The sequence below is a fragment of the Psychroflexus aurantiacus genome (genome assembly GCF_010820555.1).
GTDB lineage: Bacteria > Bacteroidota > Bacteroidia > Flavobacteriales > Flavobacteriaceae > Psychroflexus > Psychroflexus aurantiacus.
In genome coordinates this window covers 436,440-459,332 of the sequence record NZ_JAAIKD010000002.1, presented here as the reverse complement: position 1 = coordinate 459,332, position 22,893 = coordinate 436,440, and the positions used below count along the sequence as shown (strand labels likewise).

The window sequence follows — 22,893 nt, the reverse complement described above, 5'->3', positions numbered from 1 at the left end:
TTTGTTCAGTTTTTATAAAAAAAAGACTCTTTATTTTCAACTTGCTTACAGACTGGTTTAGAGGTAAATCCGTGTGACCCGACAAAAATAAGATTCCAATAAGCAAGCTTCTTCTAGGTCAGAAACAGGGATTCTTGCGTTTAAAGCGCTGTACTTAAATTTATGGGATTTATCCTTTTTAAGCATCCAACATTATAGTAATTTTGTCCTTCACCACAATACAAAAGAATTATGTTTGGAGATATGATGGGTATGATGAATAAAATCAAAGAAACCCAGGCTAAAGTTGAAGAAACCAAAAAGCGTCTGGACACGGTAACCTTGCAGGAAAAGAGCAGTGACAACTTACTGAACGTGAAAATCACCGCCAACCGGGAGCTCAAATCCATTGAAATTGATGACGAACTGCTTCAGGATAAAGAACAACTTGAAGACTATTTAATTCTCACCCTCAACAAAGCCATTAAAAAAGCGGGAGAGGTAAACGAAGCAGAACTCTCTGCGGTTGCCAAAGACGGTTTACCGGACATTCCGGGCTTAACCAGCTAAAACGGAATACCCGCGTTCTTTTATGAGTCTTTGCATATCTGTTATGAGTCAATTTTTAGCCCCTTTGCCTTTGCATGGATACGAAACTTTTAATGAAGTCTGGCTTAAGCACTTGGAAGCTTAACATATATAAATTTGAACTAAACTGATTTTTTTGAAATCAAAAACTATATTTGCTATATTAATTATAACCTCTGGATGAAATTATCTGCATTTGTTTTCATTGTAATCGCCTTCCTTTCACTGACTTCCTGTATTGGCACAAAACAGCTCACCTATTTAGCTGCAGAGGAAGAAATTTCAGACAGTCTGATATCCATTCAGCAGATGCAGCCCCCTTACAGGGTTCAGATCAACGATTTATTAAGCATACGCGTCAAAGCCCTGGACCAGGAACTGACCGGTATGTTCAATCCGATTGGGGATGCTGAAAATTCTACAGCAACAACCGAGGAAAAAGCCTATTTTGATGGTTTTCCCGTAGACCGGCATGGTGACATCCGGATTCCTACCTTAGGGACTGTCAAGGTTTTGGGCCTTACCCTGGAAGAAATCAGGTTGAAATTAAAGGACAAACTCTTAAATGAATATTTTAAAACCGAAGCGAATATTTTTATCACGGTAAAATTAGCCGGATTGCGGTATACGACCCTGGGAGAAATCGGTTCGGGTAGCCAGGTGATCTACAAAGAACAGGTTTCCATCATGGAAGCCATCGCCAATGCTGGCGGAATTAACCTGTATGGAAAACGAAGAGCTGTAAAAATTTTGCGGCAGTATCCGGAAGGACAACGCCTGCACAAAATAGACCTGACAAAAATCACGGCGGTTAACTCGCCCTTTTACTACATACAACCCAATGATTTGATTATCGTGGATCCCCTGCCCCAAAAATCCCTGGGCATTGGAGAAACCGGTTTTGGTACATTTGCAACCCTGTTTTCCCTGATTACGGGAATTACGTTATTATTGTTTAGACTCTGATGGAAGAAGATTTTGAAATTAGCGAATCGAATACTCAATTTGACTTTAAAGGATTTATAGTCAAGATATTCAGCTACTGGTATTTATTTGTCATCAGTATAGGCGTGGGGCTGGGCATTGCGTATTTCATCAATGTGCGCAAGCAGCCGATCTATCAAATCAGTAGTCTGATTACCATCAAGGACGATCAGAATCCGTTTTTCACTTCCAATACCAGCCTGACCTTTAACTGGGGCGGCGTTTCCGATAAGGTCAACACCGTCGTCACCACTTTGAGAACCCGTACGCACAATCAAAAGGTGGTGGACCGACTACATTACTATATCCAGTATATGGTAAATGGCAAGTATCAGAAAGAAAATGCTTACGGCAGGACTCCATTTATCGCTGTTGAAGACAGCCTGCATGCACAGCTTATTGGCAGACCACTCACCATCAGGTTCCTCAATGATGACGAGTTCGAACTGAGTCTGAATTTCGCAGAAGAAGAGGCTCCCGGAAACCTTAGTTTTTATAACTACTATACCAAGGAACAAGAAGTCTTTTATTTTGAAAAAGAGGACTACAAGGCCACCTTTTCGGCCTCCGAATATGTGGATTCACCCTTCTTTAAGGGTCGGATTTTAAGAAACAGCCGGCCGGTGGTCGTAGGAAAACCCTACTATATCCGATTCACCAATTATTATTCTACGGTCAAGCGGTTTCAGAATGTAAATGTAAGTCCGGAAAACAAAGGCAGTTCCATATTGAATCTGTCTCTAAATGGTAATAACAAACAGGAGCTCGTAGATTATCTCAATACCACGGTACAGGTGCTCAGTGAGGACATGCTGAACAGGAAGAATCTTTTTGCAACCAAAACCATACGCTTCATCGATAGCAGCCTGGCTCAAAAATCGAAGGAGCTCAAACTGGTGGAAGAAGAACTGAATGCGTTCAAAATCAGCAATGACATTATCGATTTAACTTCAGAAAGCAGCGAAATACGCCAAAGACTTACCAATCTCGACCTCGAGAAAAATGTCATCGAACGGCAGCTGGATTATTACAACCGACTGGAAGACTACCTAAGGAGCCGACAAAATTATACGGATGTTCCGGCACCTTCGGTAGCCGGCATCGATGAGCCAAGTATTAGTTCGGCTGTTGGAAAGATTTTAGCGCTTTCGGAACAGCGCAGTAAATATGCTTATTCCATCAAAAGCGATGCGCCCATCTTCGATGATATTGACCGGCAAATCAATGCGACAAAATCAGTCCTGCTTGAAAACATAGAGTCCTCCAAGAAAATCCTTCGGGAACAAATACGCAGTGTCATTGAAAATGTGGCCGAACTCGAAAAACAAATCCGAAAACTGCCTAAGGAGCAGCAGGATTTATTGAAAATTGAACGCCGCTATACCATCAATGAACAAACCTACAACCTGTTTCTAAGCAAGCGAAACGAAGCCGGTCTGATACGGGCAGCCAATGTGAGCGATGTGCAAATCATAGATAAGGCCATGGACACCGGCGGCGGACAAATCGGTCCAAATACACAGCTCAACTACGTTATGGCACTGCTCCTGGGTAGCTTTGTGCCTTTGGTCTTTGTTTTCCTCCTGGTCTTTTTAGATAATAAGATCAACAACCCCAGAGACATCAATAAGCTGTCTCCCATACCTGTACTGGGGGTGGTCGGTAAAAGCAAGGTCAAAGGCAATCTGGCTGTTTTTGGTATGCCCCGTTCGGCCATTGCGGAAAGCTTTAGAGGCCTGCGAACCAGTATGCAGTTTATTTTTAAGCAGCAGTTTATCAAAGGAAACAAAACCATACTGATTACCTCCTCCGTGAGTGGGGAAGGCAAAACATTCACCGCCATAAACATGGCTTCGGTTTTCTCTCTGAGCGGAAAAAAAACCCTGCTTATCGGTCTGGATCTTCGAAAGCCTAAAATCTTTGAAGATTTTGAAATCTCCAATGACCTAGGGATCGTCAATTATCTGATCGATCAGAATTCAATTGAGGAGATTACGCAAACAACCAAGTTTGACAATTTGGATATTATTGTTTCAGGGCCCGTCCCTCCCAACCCGTCCGAACTTCTGGTTTCCGATAAAATGGATATCCTGTTCGATACCCTGAAGGAAAACTACGACTGCATCATCATGGATACCCCGCCTATTGGACTGGTGTCTGACGCCCTGAATCTGGGGAAATATGCCGATGCGTCTATTTACCTCTTAAGACAGAATTATACCAAAAAAGCCATGCTAAGCGTGATCAATGAGCGGTATGAAAAGGGAGAGATCAAAAACATAAGCTTTATCCTCAATTATTTTCAGCATAAAGCCAAATATGGCTATGGCTACGGTTATGGTTACGGCTATGGCTACGGATACGGACGCTATGGAAACGCTTATTTGCAAAATGAAAACGACGCTTCCTTCCTGAAAAAAATACTCCGGAAATTGAAAAACACATTTAAATCTTAAACCCTGTCGCTTTGATGAATTCTCCTAAAATTGCAATTATTGGTCTGGGTTACGTGGGTTTACCCCTGGCCGTTGCTTTTGCTGAAAAGTACAGGGTTATAGGCTTTGATATCGATCAGCATCGCGTACAGGCCCTTAAGAAGGGCACCGATCATACCCTTGAGGTCCCTGAGGCGAAATTGCTGGAAGCCCTTCAGGAAAACAGCAGCGCCGGTTTAAAGTTGACAGCCGATCCCGAAGCGATGAGGGAGGCGACCATATTCATCGTCACCGTCCCCACCCCTACCGACAAAAACCGAAAGCCAGTCCTGACACCTTTGATAGAAGCCAGTGAAAGCATCGGAAAATTACTGAAAGACGGCGACATTGTCATCTACGAATCCACGGTTTACCCGGGAGTAACCGAAGAGATCTGCGTCCCCGTTCTGGAACTGCATTCGGGCAAGACCTTCAATAAAGATTTTTTTGCGGGCTATTCTCCCGAGCGTATTAATCCCGGAGACAAACTGCATACCGTGACCAGCATCTTGAAAGTGACTTCGGGATCTACCCCCGAAATCGCAAAAAAGATCGATGCCTTATACGCTTCTGTAATTACCGCAGGGACACACCTGGCCAGCAGCATTAAGGTGGCTGAAGCCGCCAAGGTGATCGAAAATTCGCAACGGGATATCAATATCGCCTTTGTGAACGAGTTGTCAAAAATATTCAGGCTCCTGGATATTGATACCAGTGCCGTTCTTGAAGCCGCAGCCACCAAATGGAATTTTACCAAATACACCCCGGGTCTTGTTGGAGGGCATTGTATTGGGGTAGACCCCTATTATCTGGCGCAGAAAGCATTGGAAGTCGGCTATAATCCTGAAATCATCCTGTCGGGAAGGCGGATGAATGACGGCATGGGTAAATATGTTGCGAATGAGGTCATCAAATTGATGCTGAATAAAGAGGCAAAGGTCAAAAATGGAAAAGCCCTGGTTTTGGGCATTACCTTTAAAGAAAACTGCCCCGATACCCGAAATACAAAAGCCATCGACGTCATCAGGGAATTAGAAACCTATAATATGCAGGTGGATGTGTGCGATCCCTGGGCGGATAAGGCTGAAGTGAAAACATTATTTGGAATCGATTTACTGACCTGCAGCGAAATTCATTCGACCTATGACAGCATTGTCCTGGCGGTTTCCCACCAGGAGTTTCTTCAGCTAGATATCAGCGCTTTAAAAAACGATAAAGCAGTCGTTTTTGATGTCAAATCTTTTTTGCCCACAACTATAATTGACGGCCGATTATGAAATTTGAAACCCGCTACCACGAGGCAGACCTCTCTAAAGTCAGGGTTCTGGTCACCGGAGGTGCCGGCTTTATCGGTTCCAATATCGTTGCGTATTTACTGGGCTTTGGAGCAAAACAGGTACGGGTCTTGGACAATTTATCCAACGGGTACAGAAGCAATATTTCTGAATTTGAAAGCGAACCTAATTTTGAATTCCAGGAGGGCGATATTCGAAACCCCGAAGACTGTCAAAGGGCGGTTAAAAATATGGATATCGTTTTGCATCAGGCCGCTTTGGGCTCGGTGCCACGCTCCATCGCCGATCCTGTCACCAGCAATGCAGTGAATGTATCCGGGTTTTTGAATATGCTGGTCGCCTGTAGAGCTTCCGAAACGGTGAAGCGTTTCGTGTATGCTGCTTCCAGTTCCACTTACGGCGACAGCCCTGCGCTGCCTAAAGTTGAACACAAGATAGGAAAGCCTTTATCCCCGTATGCGGTCACCAAATACGTGAATGAGTTATACGCCGAGGTCTTCGCCAAAACCTACGGGATGGAAATTATTGGCCTGCGTTATTTCAATGTCTTCGGACCCAACCAAAGCCCAGAGGGGGCTTATGCCGCAGTGATCCCGTTGTTTATGCAGGCGCTTAAGGACCGACAATCCCCGATTATCCATGGGGATGGAGAGCAGACCCGGGACTTCACCTTCGTGGAAAACGCAGTGCAGGCCAATATCAAAGCCGCTTTTGCTACACAGGACGCCACCAACCAGGTTTACAATGTCGCCTGTGGGGAACGCGTCAGTTTGAATGAACTCTGGGAAATCCTGCAGGAGGCTTCCGGTATAAAACTGAAGGCTAATTACGGCCCGCCAAGACCTGGCGATGTGAGAGATTCTTTAGCCGATATCGAAAAAGCCAGAACACGGCTGGGTTATGAGCCAAGGTTTAGCGTAAGAGCAGGCTTAAAACTGACCTGGGAGGCTTTCAAAACCTAAGCGGACTCCTGGGGTCATTTCTATATGTACAAATTTCAAAACAAGTACAGATCTTCAGGTTTTAGCATAAAAAAAAACCTGCCATCTCTGGCAGGTTTTAAACAAAACAAATCAATCAACTAAAATTTTAAATCGATCGCCAGATTAAATTCGTCATAGATCGTCTTATCTCCTAAATTGTCGAAGAAGGTGTTTGAACCATATCTTACGTCATATTTGGTTCTGTCTATCACCAGATTTGTGGTTGCTGAATTTTCATTCATTTCCAAATCAAAAGCAATCGGGTTGGTTTTCCCTTTTATGGTTAGATCACCGGAAATCCCGTAAATATTACCTTTCTTTTTAGCCACGGTGTTGATCACAAATTTGGCGGTTCCATAAGTATCTACGCCAAAGAAATCATCTGATCTTAAGTGGCCCATCAATTTTTCTCTGCTGTCGCCTTCCAGATCGGTAACGTTGATAGAGGTCATGTCTGCTGTGAATTCACCGCCTACAAGTTCACCCTCTTCCATCAGGAAGTAGCCGTCTTTCAGGTCGATGGTTCCCTCGTGAGAACCGGTCAGTTTTTCACCTTCCCAGGTAATGCTGCTATCCTTGATGTTTACTTTTTTCTTCTCAATCGCATTGGTAAACGCTACCAAGGTCAAGATAACTGTGGCGGCTAGTGCGCCTTTTAATACATTCATTTTCATAGTTTTAAAGTTTAAATTTGGGTTATAATTAAATTCTTGTAAATAATTCATCTTTGGATTTTCTAACTTTTTTCTCCTTTTGTAACTGATCGTCTCCACTTCTGTAGCCAAGGGTCGTAAGTGCGACTGACTTTAAGTTTTTCGATTTCAGGTCCAGTAAGTCGTCAAATTCCTCAGGATTAAAACCTTCCATAGGACAGGCATCTATTTCAAGATGAGCGGCTGCAGAAAGCAAATTGCCCAAAGCGATGTAAGCCTGACGGGCTGCCCACTCTTCTTTCTTTTTCTCTGAAAAAGTAAGCACAGAATTCTCAATCATATCCTTCAGCCCTTTGAATTCGTCTTCGGGTTTATTACGGATATCAGCGTTGCTTTTGATGAATTTATCGACATAGGCCTGATCTACATTCGTATTGTAGGCAAACACCAAAAGATAAGACGCATCTGTTATCTGCGGCTGGCTAAAAGCTGCCGGCTTCAGTTTGGCTCTCACTTCCGGGTCCTTGATGACAATCACTTCATAAGGCTGTAATCCGTAAGAGGAAGCTGATAAGCGGATTGCTTCCAGCAGGGTTTCCAAATCCTCTTCCGAAACCTCTTTTTCGGGATTGAATTTTTTTGTAGCGTAACGCCAGTGTAATTTTTCGATGTAATTATTCATATTGTCCTGTTCTTAATTTATGTAATAGTCTGTTTAATTCCTTTAAATCTGCCGGTGATAGCCGGTCTGTCATCTTCGTTTCCGCTTCATCAACCGCAGTATTGATCAGATCGAGCATCTTAATGCCTTCCTCGGTAATCGTGATATCGACTTTCCTCCTGTTGGATTCGCAGAGTTCGCGCTCCACGTAATTCTTCCGGATGAGTTTATCAACCAGTCTGGTGGTATTGCTCATCTTATTGATCATCCGCTCCTGGATGGTCTGCAAAGAACAAGGCTCTCCCTTTTTGCCTTTCAAAATGCGAAGTACATTGAACTGCTGCGTGGTAATATCAAAAGGCTTCAGCACCGAGGTGATTTCATCCGTGATCCAGTTTCCCGTGTATAAAAGGTTCAGTAAAGCCCTTTTACATTCAGGTAAAGGTTTTGATATCTTAAGCTCTTTTTCTATAATCATGTACTTACAACTATTGTAGATACAAATGTAATACGAGGCAGACTTTATAATTTAAAAGTTATGTTAAACTTTCCGCTCAAAAAATTAAGAGAAGATTGGGTCAAAATTTAACTAACTAACAGGAATATTGTACTTTTACATTTGGAATTCAAAATTAGATTATGGAAAATTTAAGTGAAAAAAAGTGGGTTGAAGGCTTCAAGGCTTCAGACCAGGCTGAAATTATAGATGTGAGAACTCCGGAGGAATTTAACGCCGGTTATATTGAAGGTGCAAAACTGATCAATATCCAGGATTCCGGAACATTCATGGCGGAAATTGAACAGCTTCCTAAAGACAAAGCCTATTATGTATACTGCAGGTCCGGAAAACGAAGTGAAATGGCCTGTCAGCTCATGAACAGGGCCGGAATAAAAAATGCTTACAATCTGGAAGGGGGAATCCTCGACTGGACGGGTGAGGTAAAACAATAAGCCCATGAGACGTCTACTATTACTTTCACTGGTATTCGGTTTATTCAGCTCCTGCGATGCTGACAAAAACCAGTCTACCCTGGTGTCTCCTCAGGAGATGAAGGAGCTAATGGTTATGGACTCGGTTCAGCTCATCGATGTAAGAACACTCGAGGAATTTCGGGAGGGGCATCTGATCGGGGCCCAAAACCTAGTTTACGATAATGAATTTGCTTATAAGATCAAGCAGCTCGATAAATCAAAGCCGGTGGCCGTCTACTGCAGAAGCGGGAGACGTTCTCAGGAATGTTCTCAGATTCTTAAGCAGGCCGGTTTTAAAAAAATCTACCAGCTTAGAGGGGGGTTGTCCCAGTGGGAGTACGAGGATTTAATCGTCAGCGACAGTTTAACCCCATGAATCACTAAGATTATTAAAGACTAGTCATTATTCATCAGAATAAAATATATTTGCACAGATCAAACACTTAAGTCACATGAAATTTATCATTTCCAGTACATATATGTTGAAAAACCTCCAGACGCTTGGAGGAGTCATCAACACCAACAACACCATGCCGATTCTGGATAATTTTTTATTCGAACTGAATCACAACTCCCTTAAGATTTCATCCTCCGACCTAGAAACCACGATGAGTGCCAAACTGGACGTGGAGTCTCATGATGAAGGAGAAATTGCGGTTCCGGCACGACTGCTTTTGGAGACCCTGAAGGCGTTTCCGGAGCAGCCCCTCACCTTCCACAAACTGGATAATCATACCATTGAAATCAGTTCGGAGCAGGGTAAGTATGCTTTGGCCTATGCCAATGCAGAGGATTTCCCTTCGCCGGTTAGCATTGAAGATGCCAGTGAAACGGTTCTGGTTGGCGATATTCTGGCCACAGCCATCAACAAGACCATCTTTGCCACCGGGAATGATGATTTAAGACCCGTGATGAATGGAGTCTTCTTTAGATTTACGGAAGAGGCTTTGATTTTTGTAGGAACCGATGCCCACAAACTGGTTAAATATGCCAGAACGGACATCAAAACCGATAAGCCTGCAGAATTCATCATGCCGAAGAAGCCTTTGAACCTGCTGAAAGGCGTGCTTCTGGGCAGCGAAGAAGAGGTACAGATCGAATTCAATGAATCGAATGCTAAGTTCAGCTTTGAAAATGTAGAACTGACCTGCCGCCTGGTCGATGGGAAATACCCTAACTATGAAGCGGTGATTCCACAGGAAAATCCGAACATCCTGACCATAGACCGCGCTTTATTCTTGAGCTCGGTAAGACGGGTGTCTATTTTCTCCAATAAAACCACGCATCAGATCCGACTTAAAATCGCTGGCGCAGAACTGAATATATCCGCTGAAGACCTGGATTACTCCAACAAGGCCGAAGAACGCCTGACCTGCGATTATCAGGGCGACGATCTTACCATCGGCTTTAACTCCAAGTTCTTAACCGAGATGCTGAACAATCTGACGTCTGACGATATCAAAATCAAAATGAGTTTACCCAACCGGGCCGGAATCCTGACCCCCGTGGACGGACTGGAACAGGGTGAACACATCACCATGCTGGTCATGCCCGTGATGCTCGGAAATCAGTAAAAAATCCTATAAAGACCGCTGTCTCAACATCTATTTCCTTGTCATTCTGAACCTGCCTGACTGCATCAAGCAAACAGGTAGGTTCAAAATCTTAGTTAGTGATAACCAAATCATTATAAGACCTTGAAACTCCCGAAGGATCGGAACAAGGTGACAATTTAGATATTTTGAGACGGCTGTTTCGGTATAAACGAACTGAGCATTTTAATCTATTTAAAAAATTCGATACTCAGTGGATAATGCGTCGGTTCCCCATTATTCGCTTTGATGGCATTGATGATCGGAAAAATCAAGGTCAGTAAGCCTACCAGAGCCAGGATAACAAAGCCAATCAGGATCAGCATTAAAGGCACGGCTACTATCGCTGCGATCAGCATGGTTAACTGAAAATTCAGTATTTGCTTCCCCTGCGCATCCATATGCTCGATCTTATCTTTTTGGGTTAACCAGATGATGAGCGGAACAATGAATCCTCCAAAGCCGGTAAACAGGTTGAGGAGTTGAGAAAGGTGAGCAAAAAGCAGCATTTGACGATCTTCCCTTAACACGGGATCTTGATAAACTTCCATGGTTTTGTTTTTTGATTGGACCTTAAGTTCTGTTTAATGTTACAAAATTTAACGATTAAATCCTAAAAAACCAAACCGAAATCTCATTTCCCTGCGAAAACCGATTCAAATTAAAAAACAGGCTGTAACTTTGCAGCATGATACATACCGATACCATTGTTGCGCTTGCTACTGCTTCCGGGAGCGGTGCTATTGCCATCATCCGCGTGAGCGGATCTCAGGCTTTAGAGCTGTGCAGTCCCCTCTTTTACGCGAAAAGCGGGGTTTCCATCCTGGATCAGAAAAGCCATACTTTACAATTGGGAACCATCCGCAGCGGGGAACGCATTTTGGATGAAGTCCTGGTAAGTGTGTTTCGGGGTCAGCGGTCCTATACCGGTGAACCCACCGTAGAGATTTCCTGCCACGGCAGTGCCTTTATTCAGAAAGAAATCATTCAGCTGCTCATTTCCAATGGCTGTCGGGCGGCACAAGCCGGGGAATTCACCCTAAGGGCTTTTCTCAACGGCAAGATGGATTTGAGTCAGGCCGAAGCCGTAGCCGATCTCATCTCCAGCGACAATGCGGCCAGCCACCAGCTGGCCATGCAGCAAATGCGGGGCGGGTTTACCAGTCAGCTGAAGGAATTGCGCCAGGAACTCCTGGATTTTGCTTCCCTGATGGAACTCGAACTCGATTTTTCAGAGGAAGATGTGGAGTTTGCTAACCGGGAGCAGTTCCAGGCCTTGGTGTTGAAGATCCAGAAGGTACTGTCCCGACTGATCGACTCCTTTGCCGTAGGCAACGTGATCAAAAACGGGATTCCCGTGGCCATTGTCGGCGAACCCAATGTAGGCAAATCTACCCTGCTCAATGCCCTGCTCAATGAAGAACGCGCCATCGTAAGCGAGATCGCCGGGACAACCCGGGACACCATTGAAGATGAAATCTCCATAGGGGGCATCGGCTTTCGTTTTATAGACACGGCCGGTATCCGTGAAACCCAAGACACCATTGAAGGCCTGGGCATACAGCGCACCTTCGAAAAGATCAAACAGTCACAGGTGATTGTCAAGCTGATCGATACCCCCAAGGTTTTTGATCAGAAGCATCAGCTCATCCCTGAGGAATGGCAGCGGGTGAAAGCAGACATTCAGCAGCTCAAAGACGCCTTCCCGGAGCGGCCTTTCCTCCTGCTGGCCAACAAGGCCGACTTGCTTACCGACGCTAATAAAGACAGACTGCGGGCGGATTTTAATGACCTGCTCTTTATCTCAGCCAAAGCCAAAACCGGCATCGAGGCCATACAGGAGCAGCTCCTCAGCTATGTGGATGCCGGTGCTTTGCGCAACAACGACAGCATCGTCACCAACTCCAGGCATTACAATGCATTGCTGCTGGCCCTGGAGGAAATCAACAAGGTTCAGGACGGCCTTAACCAGGGCTTAACTACCGACCTGCTTGCCATTGACATTCGTCAGGCCCTGTACCACTTCGGGGAGATTACCGGCGAAGTGACCAATGACGAACTTCTGGGCAATATTTTTGCGAATTTCTGTATCGGGAAATAAACATCAAAACATAACAAAATAAAACACAATAAAGCGCTGTAAATCAGCGCTTTATTTTTTTGCGTTTTTTCTTCTGTTTGTTAAATTGTTTTATTTTTTGGTTTTTTTGTACCTATTTGTACCTCGAGACGAAAAATTGATGTTTTTTAAAAACAAGCCTGGTTAACTAATACACTTATTACACTTAAGGATACTTGTTTCACTTATTACACATCGTTGGTCGTCTCTCCAAAAAGGAGAAATAACCGGCGAAATTATTAAATATGTCATCAAAATTAAAGATAAAAAAAACCTGTCAATTCTGTAAATCTGAGTTTATAGCCAAGACTACCGTGACAAAATATTGCTCTCACAAATGTGCCCAAAGAGCCTATAAACAAAGGAAAAAAGAAGAAAAGGTAAAAGTAGCTAATGAAAATTCTGAAGCTAAAAAATCAAATCAAAAAACTAGCTCAGAGATGAAAATTTCCTCTCCCGGGCAGGGGGGTGAAATTACTGGCGAAATTACCAACGATGTTGTTCAGAGGGGTGAAATTACTAGCGAAATTACCAACGATGTTATGACTGCAAATGAAGCCGCAAAGGCTTTAGGGGTCACTAGAAAGACCGTTTATAATATGATTAAAAACGGAAAAATTAGAGCCTATAATATCCACAAACGTCTGACAAGAATAGACAGAGAAAGTGTAGAGCAACTCCTCTACTTTGAGCCTGAAGAAAGTGAAGAATATGACTCCGAAGATTTTTACATTATTTCAGAAATAAGTAAGAAGTATAATGTATCCCCTTCTACCGTTTATGAGACCTTAAAGGAATACAAGGTCCCAAAAAGAAGCGCTGGGAAATTTGTGAAAGTTCCAAAAAACATAGTAGATTTAATTTTTAAAAAATTTATTTAATGGCTGTAAAAGTAAGTTTAAGACAGAAACCCATTAAAGGAGGAAAACTCAGTCTATACCTGGATTATTATCCTCCGATCATCAACAAGGATGGAAAAGAAACCAGAAGAGAATTTTTGAAAATGCACATTTTTGAAAAGCCAGCCAATTCAGAACAAAAATCTCACAACAAAACCACCTTATCCATCGCTGAAAAAATCAGAGATAGCCGGAATTTAAGTATTTACAATAAAGAGTATGGCTTTAAGGATAATGTCGTCTTAAACATAGATTTTATAAAATACTACGAGGAGTTAGTAGAACGCAAATCAAATACGGTTTCGAAAAAAAACCACCAATCCTGGGAAGCATCATTGATGCATTACAAGGATTACGCTAAGAAGATTTACACCAGGTCTTTAAACAAGAAGCATGTTGAAGGTTATAAAGAACATTTACAGACAGTCGTGAGTAAAAAGACAGGTCATGCACTTTCATCCGCAACTGTGGCCTCTTATTTCAAACATTTCCTTAACGTATTGAATCAGGCTTATGAAGAAGATGTATTAAAAGAAGATATCACAAAAGGAGTCAAAAATGTAAAGGTTGAGAACAAGCTCAGGGAGTATTTAACCCTTGAGGAGCTAACCAAGCTTTGGAATACGCCAGTGGAAAATAGTACCGTCAAGAACTTATGTTTTTTCTGTACTCATACTGGTTTTAGATTTGCCGAAGCCAGCAAACTGCAATGGGAAGATATCTCAAAAGACAATTCTGGTAATTATGTTGTAAGGGTCTATCACACTAAAGGCAAAAAATATACCTTAAATCCGATCTCAAAAGATGCTTACCAACTACTAATCGATGAATGTCCTGAGAAAGAAGGAAAAATATTTGACATCACCTATGATATTGCCATTAGGGCCGTCAAGGAATGGGTTAAGGCTGCTGAAATAAATAAGAATATTACACTACACAACTTTAGACATACCTATGCTGTTCTGCAAATCGAAAATGGAACAGATGTTTTTACTGTGTCTAAAATGCTGGGGCATAAAAATATAAATACAACCATGATTTACGCCAAAGTCACCGATATAGCGAAAACCAAAACTCTAGATAAAATAAAAATCAATACAGATGAAGAATAGTCAAATTTTTGAGAAGAAATATTTCGAAATCATTTCAAAAGAAGAAAAATCCATTTTACAAAAATTCAAAGAAGGAGTTAAAAATGAATTACAATTCAATTATGTGTCAAATGGAATATTAAAAACATACACCGATGAAATTAACTCCATCCTGGAGGATCAGTTAGTCAAAAATTCTCAAAGGTTTATCGAAACTAATTTTGACAAGTACGAAGGTGATCAGATTTCTAATATACTTGACAATGATTTCAATTCATTTGTCTCTGAGCATGAAAAAGAAATTAATCTACCTGAATTAATAGAAAGTATTGCGCGTCTATATGCCTATAAAAGAATTAAAAATAATGTTAGCAATAACCATAATCCTTACAGCTTTATGTACAAGCTGAATGATTTTGAGGAGTTTACATATAAGAATATAAAAAGTGAAAAGCCTGAGCTTACAGAAAAGCTGAGATTAAGAGTTTATCCAAGCGACAGGCCTGATAACAAAAAGCGTAAAAAGGACTATTCCATAGAAATAGAGAATACAAACAGATATTTAGACACATTCAGCGATAATGAGAAAAAGGTATTGTTGAAAGCATTATATAAATTCTTTGAGAGCAATTTTAAAAGTAAGTTCTATAATGATTTCAGGGATGTTATTCCAGCAACTGAATTTACCAAGATCGTTTTGATCATCTCAAAACTAAAAGAGCCTGAGGTGTTTTATAAAAGTTCAAATCAGTCAAGTATTACAAAGAAAATCTCAGAAGAATATACCAGGCCTGAAATTGAAATTTTACACGGCCTAAAAGACCGTCTTGCTAGCCAAAAAATGACTAAAACAAAAGAATATATAGCAGGTCTTATCGCAAATCGATAAGAAAATTTCCTAAATTTATAATTATTTTTAAAACCTTATACTACTGTATATCAGTATTATAAGGTTTTTATTTTTTAAGAAACACTTATCTCTCGCTAAGGAAACGACACAACCAAACAAAGCATAACCCAATACCTTCGTAGTGTAATTATAAAAAAATAACACAATGAAAAAGACATTATTTGTCGTAACCGAAAACGGTGAACTTCATCCCGTTCAAAACATCCAGGTCAAATTCGAAAACGAAACTGGAGAATTTACTACAAGTCCTAAATCTTCTAAATCGAATGCTGCTTCCAATGAGCATTTTGATGTAGAGGGTATTGCTGAATTTTTAGGCATGAAACCTTCAGGTATTTATGGCTTAGTCCATAAACGCAAAATACCACACATCAAAAAAGGCAAGCGTCTTTATTTCTTCAAAAACGAAATCCTGGAGTGGCTTCGCAACGGTAATGTTGAAACCGATCAGGATATTCAAAACCAGGCCAATGAATACCTAAGAAAACACAAAGTCTAATCCAAATGCTCTAGTTTTTTCAAACTAAGCGTAAAACAAACGTTTATTTAATTCATAATCCTATGGAAACACACACTTATATATGTGCTTATTGCTCTAAGGAATACGTTCCACGTCGTAGAAAAGTTCAAAAATACTGTTCAGATACCTGTCGTGTAAAAGCGCATTTTCAAAAGAACAAGCTTCCTAAAAATGAAACTGGACTTGCAAAACTTAAAACTGATGAGACCTATAAAGAAAAAATAAATTTAGCAGGCATCGGTAATGCTGCCATAGCCAATGTGGCTACCGACACCTTAAAAAGCCTGCTCACAAGTGAGGACAATAAGCCCTTAACCAAAGGAGATTTTAAAACCTTAATGGCTCAGTTTAAAAAACGATACGAGAAAGTTGACAACATACCTAGAAGAGCTGACGGCACGCAGGCCTATTTCGATAGCGAGACAAGAAAAGTAATATACCTTAAAACAACTTCAGCATGGAATTAAATAATAATGGAAAAACCTGTCTGAACAGCCAGTTGATTGACTCTGATTATGGTTTTCAGAAAACGATAACCAAGATCTTAAAAATCATATTCAATATTTTGAGAAATATGAAACTTGAAAATCGCTGTAGAGCTGATCTAAATCTTTGTTATGAATTGCTAGTTGGTATACTCAATAAAGAACAGCGACCGCTTAAACCTACAACCAGAAGATTAAGAGAAGAAATTAATCAGACACTTTTAGAAAACAAGGATGGAGATGGGGTCTTAGTAGTCATCTCAACGAAACCTGATTATAAATTTGAAAGAATGTCGAAGCTAAATTTTAATATTTATGGAAACTAATAAAAACGAATACATAAGAGTAGGCACAACCTATTACAAAATTGTATATGAACCTGATATTTATGACAGTAAGCAAAGTTTTAGACGGCTTGCTAAATGGGATAAAACATCAATAATTGATGATCATGGTAAAAATTTCCCAAGTAGTGTTAAGAAGTATGATGGCTTCATAAATTTTCCTTCACATGAAGGTTACAGAAGAAATGTTGGAGGATTTTATAACGAATACCATCAACTTAGTGGTCCTGTGAAGAAGGGAAACTTTCCATATACGCAAAAATTGCTTCAGCAAATATTTGGAGATCATCTGGAACTAGGATTAGACTATCTCAGTATCCTTTGGAAAAAGCCTACACAGCATCTACCCGTTTTATGTTTGGTAAGCAACGAAAGAAACACAGGTAAAACTACTTTCCTTAATTGGATGCGTATGCTGCTTGAAAATAATGTAGGTGTTATTAAAAAAGAGGATTTTAAAAGCCGCTTCAATGATGCCTGGGTCAACAAACTGATCATCGCTGTGGATGAAGCTAAATTCGATAAGAAAGAGGATACAGATTATATAAAGATGCTGTCTACCTCAAAAACTCAACAAAGGGAAAAGAAAGGTGTGGATCAAAAGCAGGAGAACTTTTATGGGAAAATAATATTGGCGTCCAATAACATTCACGACTTTATTGTAGTTGATGAAGAAGAGATCAGGTTCTGGGTTTTGGAGATCAAGAAACTTAGCGAGTATATAGAAGATTTTGATGAGAAAATAAAAGAAGAAATACCACATTTCAAGTATTTCTTAATGAATAGAAAAATAAAATATCCTAAATCCTCCAGAATGTGGTTTAAACCAGAAGATATCAAAACTGAAGCATTGGCCAGAGTTGTAAAAAACTCCTATGATATTGATGAAAAGGATTTAAAAGAAATACTGCTGGAGTATTTTGATGTCGCAGAAACGGAAACGGTTAAACTAACTTTAAAAGATTTGACTAACTTATTAAAAAATGATCGCAGTCATATTAGAAAGAGTGATATTACAAATATCCTAAACTATAAATGGAAGCTCTATCCATCAGAATCCACAACTTATAAGTTTTATTACAAAGTCTATGATGAGTTTAACAATACGCATAAAATACAAGTTTTAAATAAAAAAGGACGTGTTTACACCTTTCATAAAACTTTTATTGAAGGCTTAATTTAATGTTGACTTGTTGACATCATTGGCAAGCAGTTTAAAAAGTCAACAAGTCAACAACATATTTAAGTCTTAGAAATTAATTCTAAAAAATCATAAGACAAACTGATGAGTCAGAGCTTAATGACATAAGAGTTTCAGATAATGATGACGACTTTAAGAATGCTTAAAAAACTATATTGATTTCATGGAATGGGTAAAATGAGTGTCTCGATCTAAATATACAACGACTAAACCAAGGGTCTTTACAATTGACCTTTGGTTTAGCCGTTGCAAGCGTTGGTTTCTAATCAATAGTCCACCTTCAGCTCTTAGAAATACATTTTAAGGACAAAAAGTTTTATCCTTTGGCTTAAATGCAACCGGATTAGATGTTATCCGATATTAATCGTCACTGTTTCGATTCATGGCCCAAAACGCTAGTCCTGCCGCTGTGATTAAGCCCCCAACAAATAAAGCTATATTTCCATCGCGCTGTACTTTTTTAGCTTTACTGAGCTGTTTCGAGCCTATCCCCTTTTCTGCAATGAGATCTTCCAGTCCTTTAATTCTTCCTTCTAATTCTTTTTTAATCTTATCGTTAAATTCCATGATCAATTGTTTTTAAAATTTGCTTACCCTTAATATAAGAGAATCCCCTTAAACTTAAACTGGTTTTTTAAGTTTCTTAGGATAGGTTTGTGATACTTTTTGAAATTTTTCATGGCTCCTGACTTTTGGCTTTTGGCTATTAGCCGATGGCCGTTTGCTCTTATCTTGCAACTGAATACTGGATACCGGCTTTTGGATGTTAGCCGCTGGCCATTTGCTCTTTTCTTATATATTCTCACTTCATAAGTCCATAATTAACAGGTTGTTCTTATATTCGAAGGGACTTTTATGCTGAAATCCCCGGATTTCACTAGCTCAATCTAAACGAAACCTATGGGATTTTTACAAAGCGCAATCAATCAGGTCGGCCGGGATATGGGCCGGGTGGTGAGTAATACGGTCTTTAAAGACAGGCATTCCATTCCCATCAGGCGCGCCCGATCCTATACATCGGCCGAGACTCCATCCAGGCCGGCCGTTGCTCATCAAAACGCAAGACCCATTCAGGAGGTCCAGGATGAATTTAATAAAGCGATCAGCTTTAAAACCGGATACAGGCCCTCTACCTTAATTTCAAAACTAGGCGGCGCCTTTGTGGTGATAAAAAACGAAGCCAGGGCGTTTGTGGCCGATGGCTATTTAGACGTAAACGAAAGTCAGCAGCTTTTCGCGATGATGAAGCAGTTTATAGACAAATGCGGGGATGTGGAAGACGTCATTAGCTTTACCGAAGCGGAAGATGCCAAAGAGTACAAACAGCTTGAAAAAATCACCCTTACCACCAAAGACGTCTTTGTGGACGTCCTGAAGATCTCCGCAAAAGCCTGCAGGGAACGTGCCCTGGACTACGAACATCAGGCGAAGGCACTTAAGTCAGATAGCTTTGGCGGCTATGTAGGCTTACACCTCATTTGGATGCCGAGATACGCCAAGGGCGGGGAAAAGAAAGTGAACAGCGCGATCATCGCCAACATCCTGGATATCATCACGCTCACCTTCCCCCTCACCCGAAGCGTCCTGCTCCTCATTGGGGTAGTGACCTATCCGGGGGAAATCCGTAAAACCAAGCAGGCTAAAGAAAGCTTTAGCCTCCTGGCCGAACAGGAACAAATTCGTGCAGAAACTTACAAAGAAATAATAAAAAGCAATTCTTAGTATATAAAACTTTAAATGTAACTGCTTTGGAACAATTTGAAATTTTCGGTTGTAAAATATGCAACAGGTATACAACACATCCGGGTTAAATGATACAAAACTAGCAACGGCATTGCAACAACTTAACAACGGATCTGTAATAAATCCAGATTAACTGTTGCAAAAATGCAACGGCATTGCAACAGCTATAGCAACGGCTCTCATCAATAGCCGCTGGTTTTGACAGTTGAAGCCATCGATCAGACAATTTTTACTCATTTATTCATATTCCTGGAGTTAATATTTTGTAAGTTTTTCTTTAGCTGTAAGGTTCTTCAAAATGAATTAAATAAATAGGCTAAATCTGATCCAGCATCATTTTATCAATAAATGAAATTCCATTCACCATTTACTCAATAAGTTTACTATTTTAGAGGCACCAATCAATTTAGAAATTATTTTATCCGATGGCGTTATTCCAAAGCACTGTTATACAGAAATACATCAATGCCCAAGATCAAACCCTATTAAAAGAAAAGTGGGAAGCCTACCAGGCTCACTTTCATGATCCAAGTATTCAAGAGAATATTAGAAATGCAAAGGAAGAACAATACCAGGAAGGCTTTCTTAGAGATTTATTTGTAAAGATTTTAGGCTATACCCTCAATCCTGCAACTGATTATAACTTGACCACCGAACTTAAAAACGTCAAAGACTCTAAAAAAGCTGATGGTGGTATAATTGTAAAAGATAAGGTCGTTGGTGTTATTGAACTTAAAGGTACCAACACAACAGATCTTAGTAAAATTGAAGCTCAGGCCTTTGGCTACAAAAACAACCAGTCCAGTTGTACCTATGTGATTACCTCCAATTTTGAAAAGATCAGATTCTATATCGATAATGCCATTGAGCATGAAAATTTCAATTTATTTAAACTGACTGAAGATGACTTTAGCTTGCTTTATCTTTGTCTGGCTTATGAAAACATCAAGCGAGATATCCCCAAAAAAGTTAAAAATGATTCTCATAATCAGGAGGACATCACTACCAAACAGCTTTATAGAGACTACAGCGTTTTCAAAAGGGAATTGTATAACAATTTAGTAGAGCTTAATCCTAAATATGAGCCTTTATTGCTTTTTAAAAAATCACAGAAATTATTGGATCGTTTTCTGTTTTTATTCTTTGCTGAAGATAGACACTTACTCCCTCCAAATTCTGTTAGACTTATACTGAAGCAATGGAAGCAACTTCAAGAGATGGATGCTTATTCACCACTTTATAAACGGTTCAAAAAGTATTTTGGGTATCTCAACACAGGACACAAAGGCAAACAGTATGATGTTTACCCCTACAACGGTGGTTTATTTAGACCTGATGAGGTTTTAGATAAAATTACTATTGAGGATGACTTACTTTACAAATACACGCTTAAACTATCCGAATATGATTTTGACAGTGAAGTTGATGTCAACATCCTTGGTCATATTTTTGAAAATTCATTAAATGAGATTGAAGAAATTCAAACTCAGCTTGAAGAGAATCCTTCTGAAGTCAAAATCTCTAAACGGAAAAAGGATGGTGTGTTTTACACGCCAAAATACATCACTAAATACATTGTTGAAAACACAATAGGTAAGCTTTGTGAGGAGAAGAAAACACAAGCAAATCTTGTTGAAGAGGATTACAACATCAAGCGACAAACTAAAACCAAAAAGGATTTATTAAAAAAGCTGAATACCTACAGAGACTGGTTGTTACAAATTACTGTGGTAGATCCAGCTTGTGGCTCTGGGGCATTTCTTAATGAAGCTCTTAATTATTTGATTGCAGAACACCAATTTCTGGATGAACTGGAAACAAAACTCATGGGTGGTGGTTTAGTGTTTCCAAACGTAGAAAATAGCATTTTAGAAAACAACCTGTTTGGCGTTGACATTAATAATGAATCTGTTGAAATAGCCAAGTTGTCACTATGGTTGAGAACAGCACAACCCAACCGAAAACTTAACGATTTAAGTAACAATATAAAATGCGGTAACTCCTTAATAGATGATCCAGAAGTGGCTGGCAAAAAAGCCTTTAATTGGGAAAAGGAATTTCCACAGGTGTTTGCGAAAGGTGGCTTTGATGTGGTGATTGGTAATCCGCCCTATGTAAGTGTTAAAGCTTTAGACTCAGAGATTAAAAAATATCTTGCTCATAATTACGAAACTTCGAAAGGTCAATTTGATTTATATACCATTTTCTTTGAAAAAGGTTACTCCCTTATCAAAAATGACGGAATACTTTCTTTCATATCATCTAATACATTTATTAGCAATAAAGATTTCTTAGAATTTAGAAAGTTTATCCTTGAAAAATCAAAGGTTTTAGAAATTATAAATCTAGGAGAGACAGTATTCGAGGATGCTAATTTAGATGTAGCTATTTTGAGTTTTAAAAAATCTAACGAAAAACATGACATCAAGATAATTCAGAGCAGAGATAAATTTGATGAATTAGACTTTTCATTTATTAATCAAAACATCTTCTTAAAAGATAATTATGAAATGAGAATTAACGTCACAAATGATGACATTAAAATTATTTCAAAAATGAGAGAAAACTCAATTTTATTAGAAGAAATCATAGACCTGCCTAGAGGAATTGAGTTTGGTAGTAATTCTGAAAAAATCTTTAATGAAAATAAAGATGATGCCTACAAAATTATATTTGGAAAAAATATTGATAGATACGCAATAGATAATAATATTAGTAATTATTGTTTTTTCGAAGATAATAAGTCAGTCTTTAAAAGTTTAGAATATTACACTAATGAAAAGATTTTTATACAGAGAATAAGAAACCTATCTTTAAAAAGGAGAATAATAGCAGCTTATGATGACAATAAACATCTATGCACAAACACGTTAAGGATGGGTGTTTTAAAAAATGAACTTTTTGACTTGAAGTTTATTTTATCTTTAATTAACTCTTCATTGATTAATTATTTATTCTTAAAACTGTTCTTTAATAAAGATATTTATTCATACCAGCTTAAGCAAATACCAATTAAAGAGGCATCAAAACAAACTCAAGAAATATTTAATAAAAAAGCTAATCAAATGTTAGCTTTAAATAAAGAATTACAAGAAATATCATCAAAACTCCAGAGAAGCTTACAACGTCAATTTCCAGAAGAACTAGAAAAACTATCTAATAAGCTTCATGATTGGTATGAGTTAAGCTATGCCAACTTTATCAAAGAGCTTAAAAAGAAAAAGATTAAACTCAGCCTCTCCCAGGAAGCTGAATGGGAAGAGTATTTCCTTTCAGAACAGCAAAAAGCAACAAGTCTAACAACTCAAATCCACCAAACTGATAAGAAAATCGATCAGATGGTTTATGAATTGTATGGGTTGAGTGAGGAAGAGATTGAGATTGTGGAAAATAATTAGAT

The 22,893-nt window shown here is 39.6% G+C and carries 23 protein-coding genes; 18 read left to right on the top strand and 5 right to left on the bottom strand.

Annotated features, from left to right (window positions below):
* The first annotated feature begins 231 nt into the window (after nucleotides 1-231).
* The 5 genes from G3567_RS04835 (at nucleotide 232) to G3567_RS04815 (ending at nucleotide 6,282) form a co-directional block, all read left to right on the top strand.
* Nucleotides 232-549 (top strand): YbaB/EbfC family nucleoid-associated protein, encoded by a 318-nt coding sequence (locus G3567_RS04835; protein WP_164004187.1) that lies wholly within the window; start codon nucleotides 232-234, stop codon nucleotides 547-549.
* Nucleotides 550-747: 198 nt separating this feature from the next.
* A complete protein-coding gene (locus G3567_RS04830; protein WP_164004186.1) occupies nucleotides 748-1,533 on the top strand; it encodes a polysaccharide biosynthesis/export family protein in 786 nt (261 codons plus the stop codon).
* Nucleotides 1,533-4,007, top strand: a complete 2,475-nt coding sequence (locus tag G3567_RS04825) for an exopolysaccharide transport family protein (RefSeq protein WP_164004185.1) — start codon at nucleotides 1,533-1,535, stop codon at nucleotides 4,005-4,007. The genes G3567_RS04830 and G3567_RS04825 overlap by 1 nt, the downstream gene beginning before the upstream one ends.
* Before the next feature lie 14 nt (nucleotides 4,008-4,021).
* A complete protein-coding gene (locus G3567_RS04820) occupies nucleotides 4,022-5,302 on the top strand; it encodes a nucleotide sugar dehydrogenase (protein WP_164004184.1) in 1,281 nt (426 codons plus the stop codon).
* Nucleotides 5,299-6,282: an SDR family oxidoreductase gene (locus G3567_RS04815; RefSeq protein ID WP_164004183.1), complete on the top strand. Its 984-nt coding sequence runs from the start codon at nucleotides 5,299-5,301 to the stop codon at nucleotides 6,280-6,282. Before G3567_RS04820 ends, G3567_RS04815 begins: the two co-directional genes overlap by 4 nt.
* Nucleotides 6,283-6,401: 119 nt before the next feature.
* Here the strand turns inward: G3567_RS04815 and G3567_RS04810 are convergent, their stop codons facing one another.
* From G3567_RS04810 to G3567_RS04800, 3 genes are read right to left on the bottom strand one after another with little or no spacing between them, the layout of a single operon-like run.
* Nucleotides 6,402-6,977: a YceI family protein gene (locus G3567_RS04810; protein ID WP_164004182.1), complete on the bottom strand. Its 576-nt coding sequence runs from the start codon at nucleotides 6,975-6,977 to the stop codon at nucleotides 6,402-6,404.
* 28 nt (nucleotides 6,978-7,005) lie between these two features.
* Entirely contained in the window at nucleotides 7,006-7,638 is a 633-nt protein-coding gene (locus tag G3567_RS04805; protein WP_164004181.1) for an NAD(P)H-dependent oxidoreductase, read from the bottom strand.
* Nucleotides 7,631-8,095, bottom strand: a complete 465-nt coding sequence (locus G3567_RS04800) for a MarR family winged helix-turn-helix transcriptional regulator (RefSeq protein WP_164004180.1) — start codon at nucleotides 8,093-8,095, stop codon at nucleotides 7,631-7,633. The genes G3567_RS04805 and G3567_RS04800 overlap by 8 nt, the downstream gene beginning before the upstream one ends.
* A gap of 161 nt (nucleotides 8,096-8,256) precedes the next feature.
* Here G3567_RS04800 and G3567_RS04795 point away from each other — a divergent pair, with 161 nt between their 5' ends.
* The 3 genes from G3567_RS04795 to dnaN all read left to right on the top strand — a co-directional run bounded on the left by G3567_RS04795 (nucleotide 8,257) and on the right by dnaN (nucleotide 10,163).
* Nucleotides 8,257-8,568, top strand: coding sequence for a rhodanese-like domain-containing protein (locus G3567_RS04795; protein ID WP_164004179.1), 312 nt, complete (start codon nucleotides 8,257-8,259; stop codon nucleotides 8,566-8,568).
* 4 nt (nucleotides 8,569-8,572) lie between these two features.
* Nucleotides 8,573-8,965 carry a rhodanese-like domain-containing protein gene (locus tag G3567_RS04790; protein ID WP_164004178.1) on the top strand — a complete coding sequence of 131 codons (393 nt, stop codon included), beginning with the start codon at nucleotides 8,573-8,575 and terminating at the stop codon, nucleotides 8,963-8,965.
* Nucleotides 8,966-9,041: 76 nt separating this feature from the next.
* A complete protein-coding gene (dnaN, locus tag G3567_RS04785) occupies nucleotides 9,042-10,163 on the top strand; it encodes a DNA polymerase III subunit beta (RefSeq protein ID WP_164004177.1) in 1,122 nt (373 codons plus the stop codon).
* A gap of 209 nt (nucleotides 10,164-10,372) precedes the next feature.
* On the opposite strand, the gene G3567_RS04780 is transcribed toward dnaN, so the two are convergent.
* On the bottom strand, nucleotides 10,373-10,732 hold the full coding sequence (locus G3567_RS04780) for a DUF4870 domain-containing protein (protein WP_164004176.1): 360 nt from the start codon (nucleotides 10,730-10,732) through the stop codon (nucleotides 10,373-10,375).
* A gap of 137 nt (nucleotides 10,733-10,869) precedes the next feature.
* Between G3567_RS04780 and mnmE the strand changes: the two genes are divergently transcribed.
* The 8 genes from mnmE to G3567_RS04740 all read left to right on the top strand — a co-directional run bounded on the left by mnmE (nucleotide 10,870) and on the right by G3567_RS04740 (nucleotide 17,732).
* Nucleotides 10,870-12,282 (top strand): tRNA uridine-5-carboxymethylaminomethyl(34) synthesis GTPase MnmE, encoded by a 1,413-nt coding sequence (mnmE, locus tag G3567_RS04775; RefSeq protein ID WP_164004175.1) that lies wholly within the window; start codon nucleotides 10,870-10,872, stop codon nucleotides 12,280-12,282.
* A gap of 263 nt (nucleotides 12,283-12,545) precedes the next feature.
* The gene (locus G3567_RS04770) at nucleotides 12,546-13,181 is read left to right on the top strand and encodes a helix-turn-helix domain-containing protein (protein ID WP_164004174.1); all 636 of its coding nucleotides are present in this window, start codon (nucleotides 12,546-12,548) and stop codon (nucleotides 13,179-13,181) included.
* Entirely contained in the window at nucleotides 13,181-14,311 is a 1,131-nt protein-coding gene (locus G3567_RS04765; protein ID WP_164004173.1) for a tyrosine-type recombinase/integrase, read from the top strand. Before G3567_RS04770 ends, G3567_RS04765 begins: the two co-directional genes overlap by 1 nt.
* Nucleotides 14,301-15,179, top strand: coding sequence for a hypothetical protein (locus G3567_RS04760; RefSeq protein WP_164004172.1), 879 nt, complete (start codon nucleotides 14,301-14,303; stop codon nucleotides 15,177-15,179). Before G3567_RS04765 ends, G3567_RS04760 begins: the two co-directional genes overlap by 11 nt.
* A 166-nt stretch (nucleotides 15,180-15,345) precedes the next feature.
* On the top strand, nucleotides 15,346-15,699 hold the full coding sequence (locus G3567_RS04755; RefSeq protein WP_164004171.1) for a helix-turn-helix domain-containing protein: 354 nt from the start codon (nucleotides 15,346-15,348) through the stop codon (nucleotides 15,697-15,699).
* A 62-nt stretch (nucleotides 15,700-15,761) separates the two neighbouring features.
* Nucleotides 15,762-16,187 carry a hypothetical protein gene (locus G3567_RS04750; protein WP_164004170.1) on the top strand — a complete coding sequence of 142 codons (426 nt, stop codon included), beginning with the start codon at nucleotides 15,762-15,764 and terminating at the stop codon, nucleotides 16,185-16,187.
* Nucleotides 16,178-16,531, top strand: coding sequence for a hypothetical protein (locus tag G3567_RS04745; protein WP_164004169.1), 354 nt, complete (start codon nucleotides 16,178-16,180; stop codon nucleotides 16,529-16,531). Before G3567_RS04750 ends, G3567_RS04745 begins: the two co-directional genes overlap by 10 nt.
* Nucleotides 16,521-17,732 (top strand): primase-helicase family protein, encoded by a 1,212-nt coding sequence (locus G3567_RS04740; RefSeq protein ID WP_164004168.1) that lies wholly within the window; start codon nucleotides 16,521-16,523, stop codon nucleotides 17,730-17,732. Before G3567_RS04745 ends, G3567_RS04740 begins: the two co-directional genes overlap by 11 nt.
* Before the next feature lie 378 nt (nucleotides 17,733-18,110).
* Here the strand turns inward: G3567_RS04740 and G3567_RS04735 are convergent, their stop codons facing one another.
* Nucleotides 18,111-18,317: a hypothetical protein gene (locus G3567_RS04735; protein ID WP_164004167.1), complete on the bottom strand. Its 207-nt coding sequence runs from the start codon at nucleotides 18,315-18,317 to the stop codon at nucleotides 18,111-18,113.
* A gap of 333 nt (nucleotides 18,318-18,650) precedes the next feature.
* On the opposite strand from G3567_RS04735, the gene G3567_RS04730 reads away from it, so the two are divergent.
* Nucleotides 18,651-19,472 (top strand): hypothetical protein, encoded by an 822-nt coding sequence (locus G3567_RS04730; RefSeq protein ID WP_164004166.1) that lies wholly within the window; start codon nucleotides 18,651-18,653, stop codon nucleotides 19,470-19,472.
* A 446-nt stretch (nucleotides 19,473-19,918) separates the two neighbouring features.
* Complete coding sequence (locus G3567_RS04725; protein ID WP_164004165.1) at nucleotides 19,919-22,891, top strand: Eco57I restriction-modification methylase domain-containing protein; 2,973 nt, start codon at nucleotides 19,919-19,921, stop codon at nucleotides 22,889-22,891.
* Nucleotides 22,892-22,893: the final 2 nt, after the last annotated feature.

Excerpts from the sequence above, each read along its gene's own strand:
- G3567_RS04835 (WP_164004187.1), top strand. The coding sequence starts at position 232 with ATGTTTGGAGATATGATGGGTATGATGAATAAAATCAAAGAAACCCAG.
- G3567_RS04830 (WP_164004186.1), top strand. The coding sequence starts at position 748 with ATGAAATTATCTGCATTTGTTTTCATTGTAATCGCCTTCCTTTCACTG.
- G3567_RS04825 (WP_164004185.1), top strand. The coding sequence starts at position 1,533 with ATGGAAGAAGATTTTGAAATTAGCGAATCGAATACTCAATTTGACTTT.
- G3567_RS04820 (WP_164004184.1), top strand. The coding sequence starts at position 4,022 with ATGAATTCTCCTAAAATTGCAATTATTGGTCTGGGTTACGTGGGTTTA.
- G3567_RS04815 (WP_164004183.1), top strand. The coding sequence starts at position 5,299 with ATGAAATTTGAAACCCGCTACCACGAGGCAGACCTCTCTAAAGTCAGG.
- G3567_RS04810 (WP_164004182.1), bottom strand. The coding sequence starts at position 6,977 with ATGAAAATGAATGTATTAAAAGGCGCACTAGCCGCCACAGTTATCTTG.
- G3567_RS04805 (WP_164004181.1), bottom strand. The coding sequence starts at position 7,638 with ATGAATAATTACATCGAAAAATTACACTGGCGTTACGCTACAAAAAAA.
- G3567_RS04800 (WP_164004180.1), bottom strand. The coding sequence starts at position 8,095 with ATGATTATAGAAAAAGAGCTTAAGATATCAAAACCTTTACCTGAATGT.
- G3567_RS04795 (WP_164004179.1), top strand. The coding sequence starts at position 8,257 with ATGGAAAATTTAAGTGAAAAAAAGTGGGTTGAAGGCTTCAAGGCTTCA.
- G3567_RS04790 (WP_164004178.1), top strand. The coding sequence starts at position 8,573 with ATGAGACGTCTACTATTACTTTCACTGGTATTCGGTTTATTCAGCTCC.
- dnaN (WP_164004177.1), top strand. The coding sequence starts at position 9,042 with ATGAAATTTATCATTTCCAGTACATATATGTTGAAAAACCTCCAGACG.
- G3567_RS04780 (WP_164004176.1), bottom strand. The coding sequence starts at position 10,732 with ATGGAAGTTTATCAAGATCCCGTGTTAAGGGAAGATCGTCAAATGCTG.
- mnmE (WP_164004175.1), top strand. The coding sequence starts at position 10,870 with ATGATACATACCGATACCATTGTTGCGCTTGCTACTGCTTCCGGGAGC.
- G3567_RS04770 (WP_164004174.1), top strand. The coding sequence starts at position 12,546 with ATGTCATCAAAATTAAAGATAAAAAAAACCTGTCAATTCTGTAAATCT.
- G3567_RS04765 (WP_164004173.1), top strand. The coding sequence starts at position 13,181 with ATGGCTGTAAAAGTAAGTTTAAGACAGAAACCCATTAAAGGAGGAAAA.
- G3567_RS04760 (WP_164004172.1), top strand. The coding sequence starts at position 14,301 with ATGAAGAATAGTCAAATTTTTGAGAAGAAATATTTCGAAATCATTTCA.
- G3567_RS04755 (WP_164004171.1), top strand. The coding sequence starts at position 15,346 with ATGAAAAAGACATTATTTGTCGTAACCGAAAACGGTGAACTTCATCCC.
- G3567_RS04750 (WP_164004170.1), top strand. The coding sequence starts at position 15,762 with ATGGAAACACACACTTATATATGTGCTTATTGCTCTAAGGAATACGTT.
- G3567_RS04745 (WP_164004169.1), top strand. The coding sequence starts at position 16,178 with ATGGAATTAAATAATAATGGAAAAACCTGTCTGAACAGCCAGTTGATT.
- G3567_RS04740 (WP_164004168.1), top strand. The coding sequence starts at position 16,521 with ATGGAAACTAATAAAAACGAATACATAAGAGTAGGCACAACCTATTAC.
- G3567_RS04735 (WP_164004167.1), bottom strand. The coding sequence starts at position 18,317 with ATGGAATTTAACGATAAGATTAAAAAAGAATTAGAAGGAAGAATTAAA.
- G3567_RS04730 (WP_164004166.1), top strand. The coding sequence starts at position 18,651 with ATGGGATTTTTACAAAGCGCAATCAATCAGGTCGGCCGGGATATGGGC.
- G3567_RS04725 (WP_164004165.1), top strand. The coding sequence starts at position 19,919 with ATGGCGTTATTCCAAAGCACTGTTATACAGAAATACATCAATGCCCAA.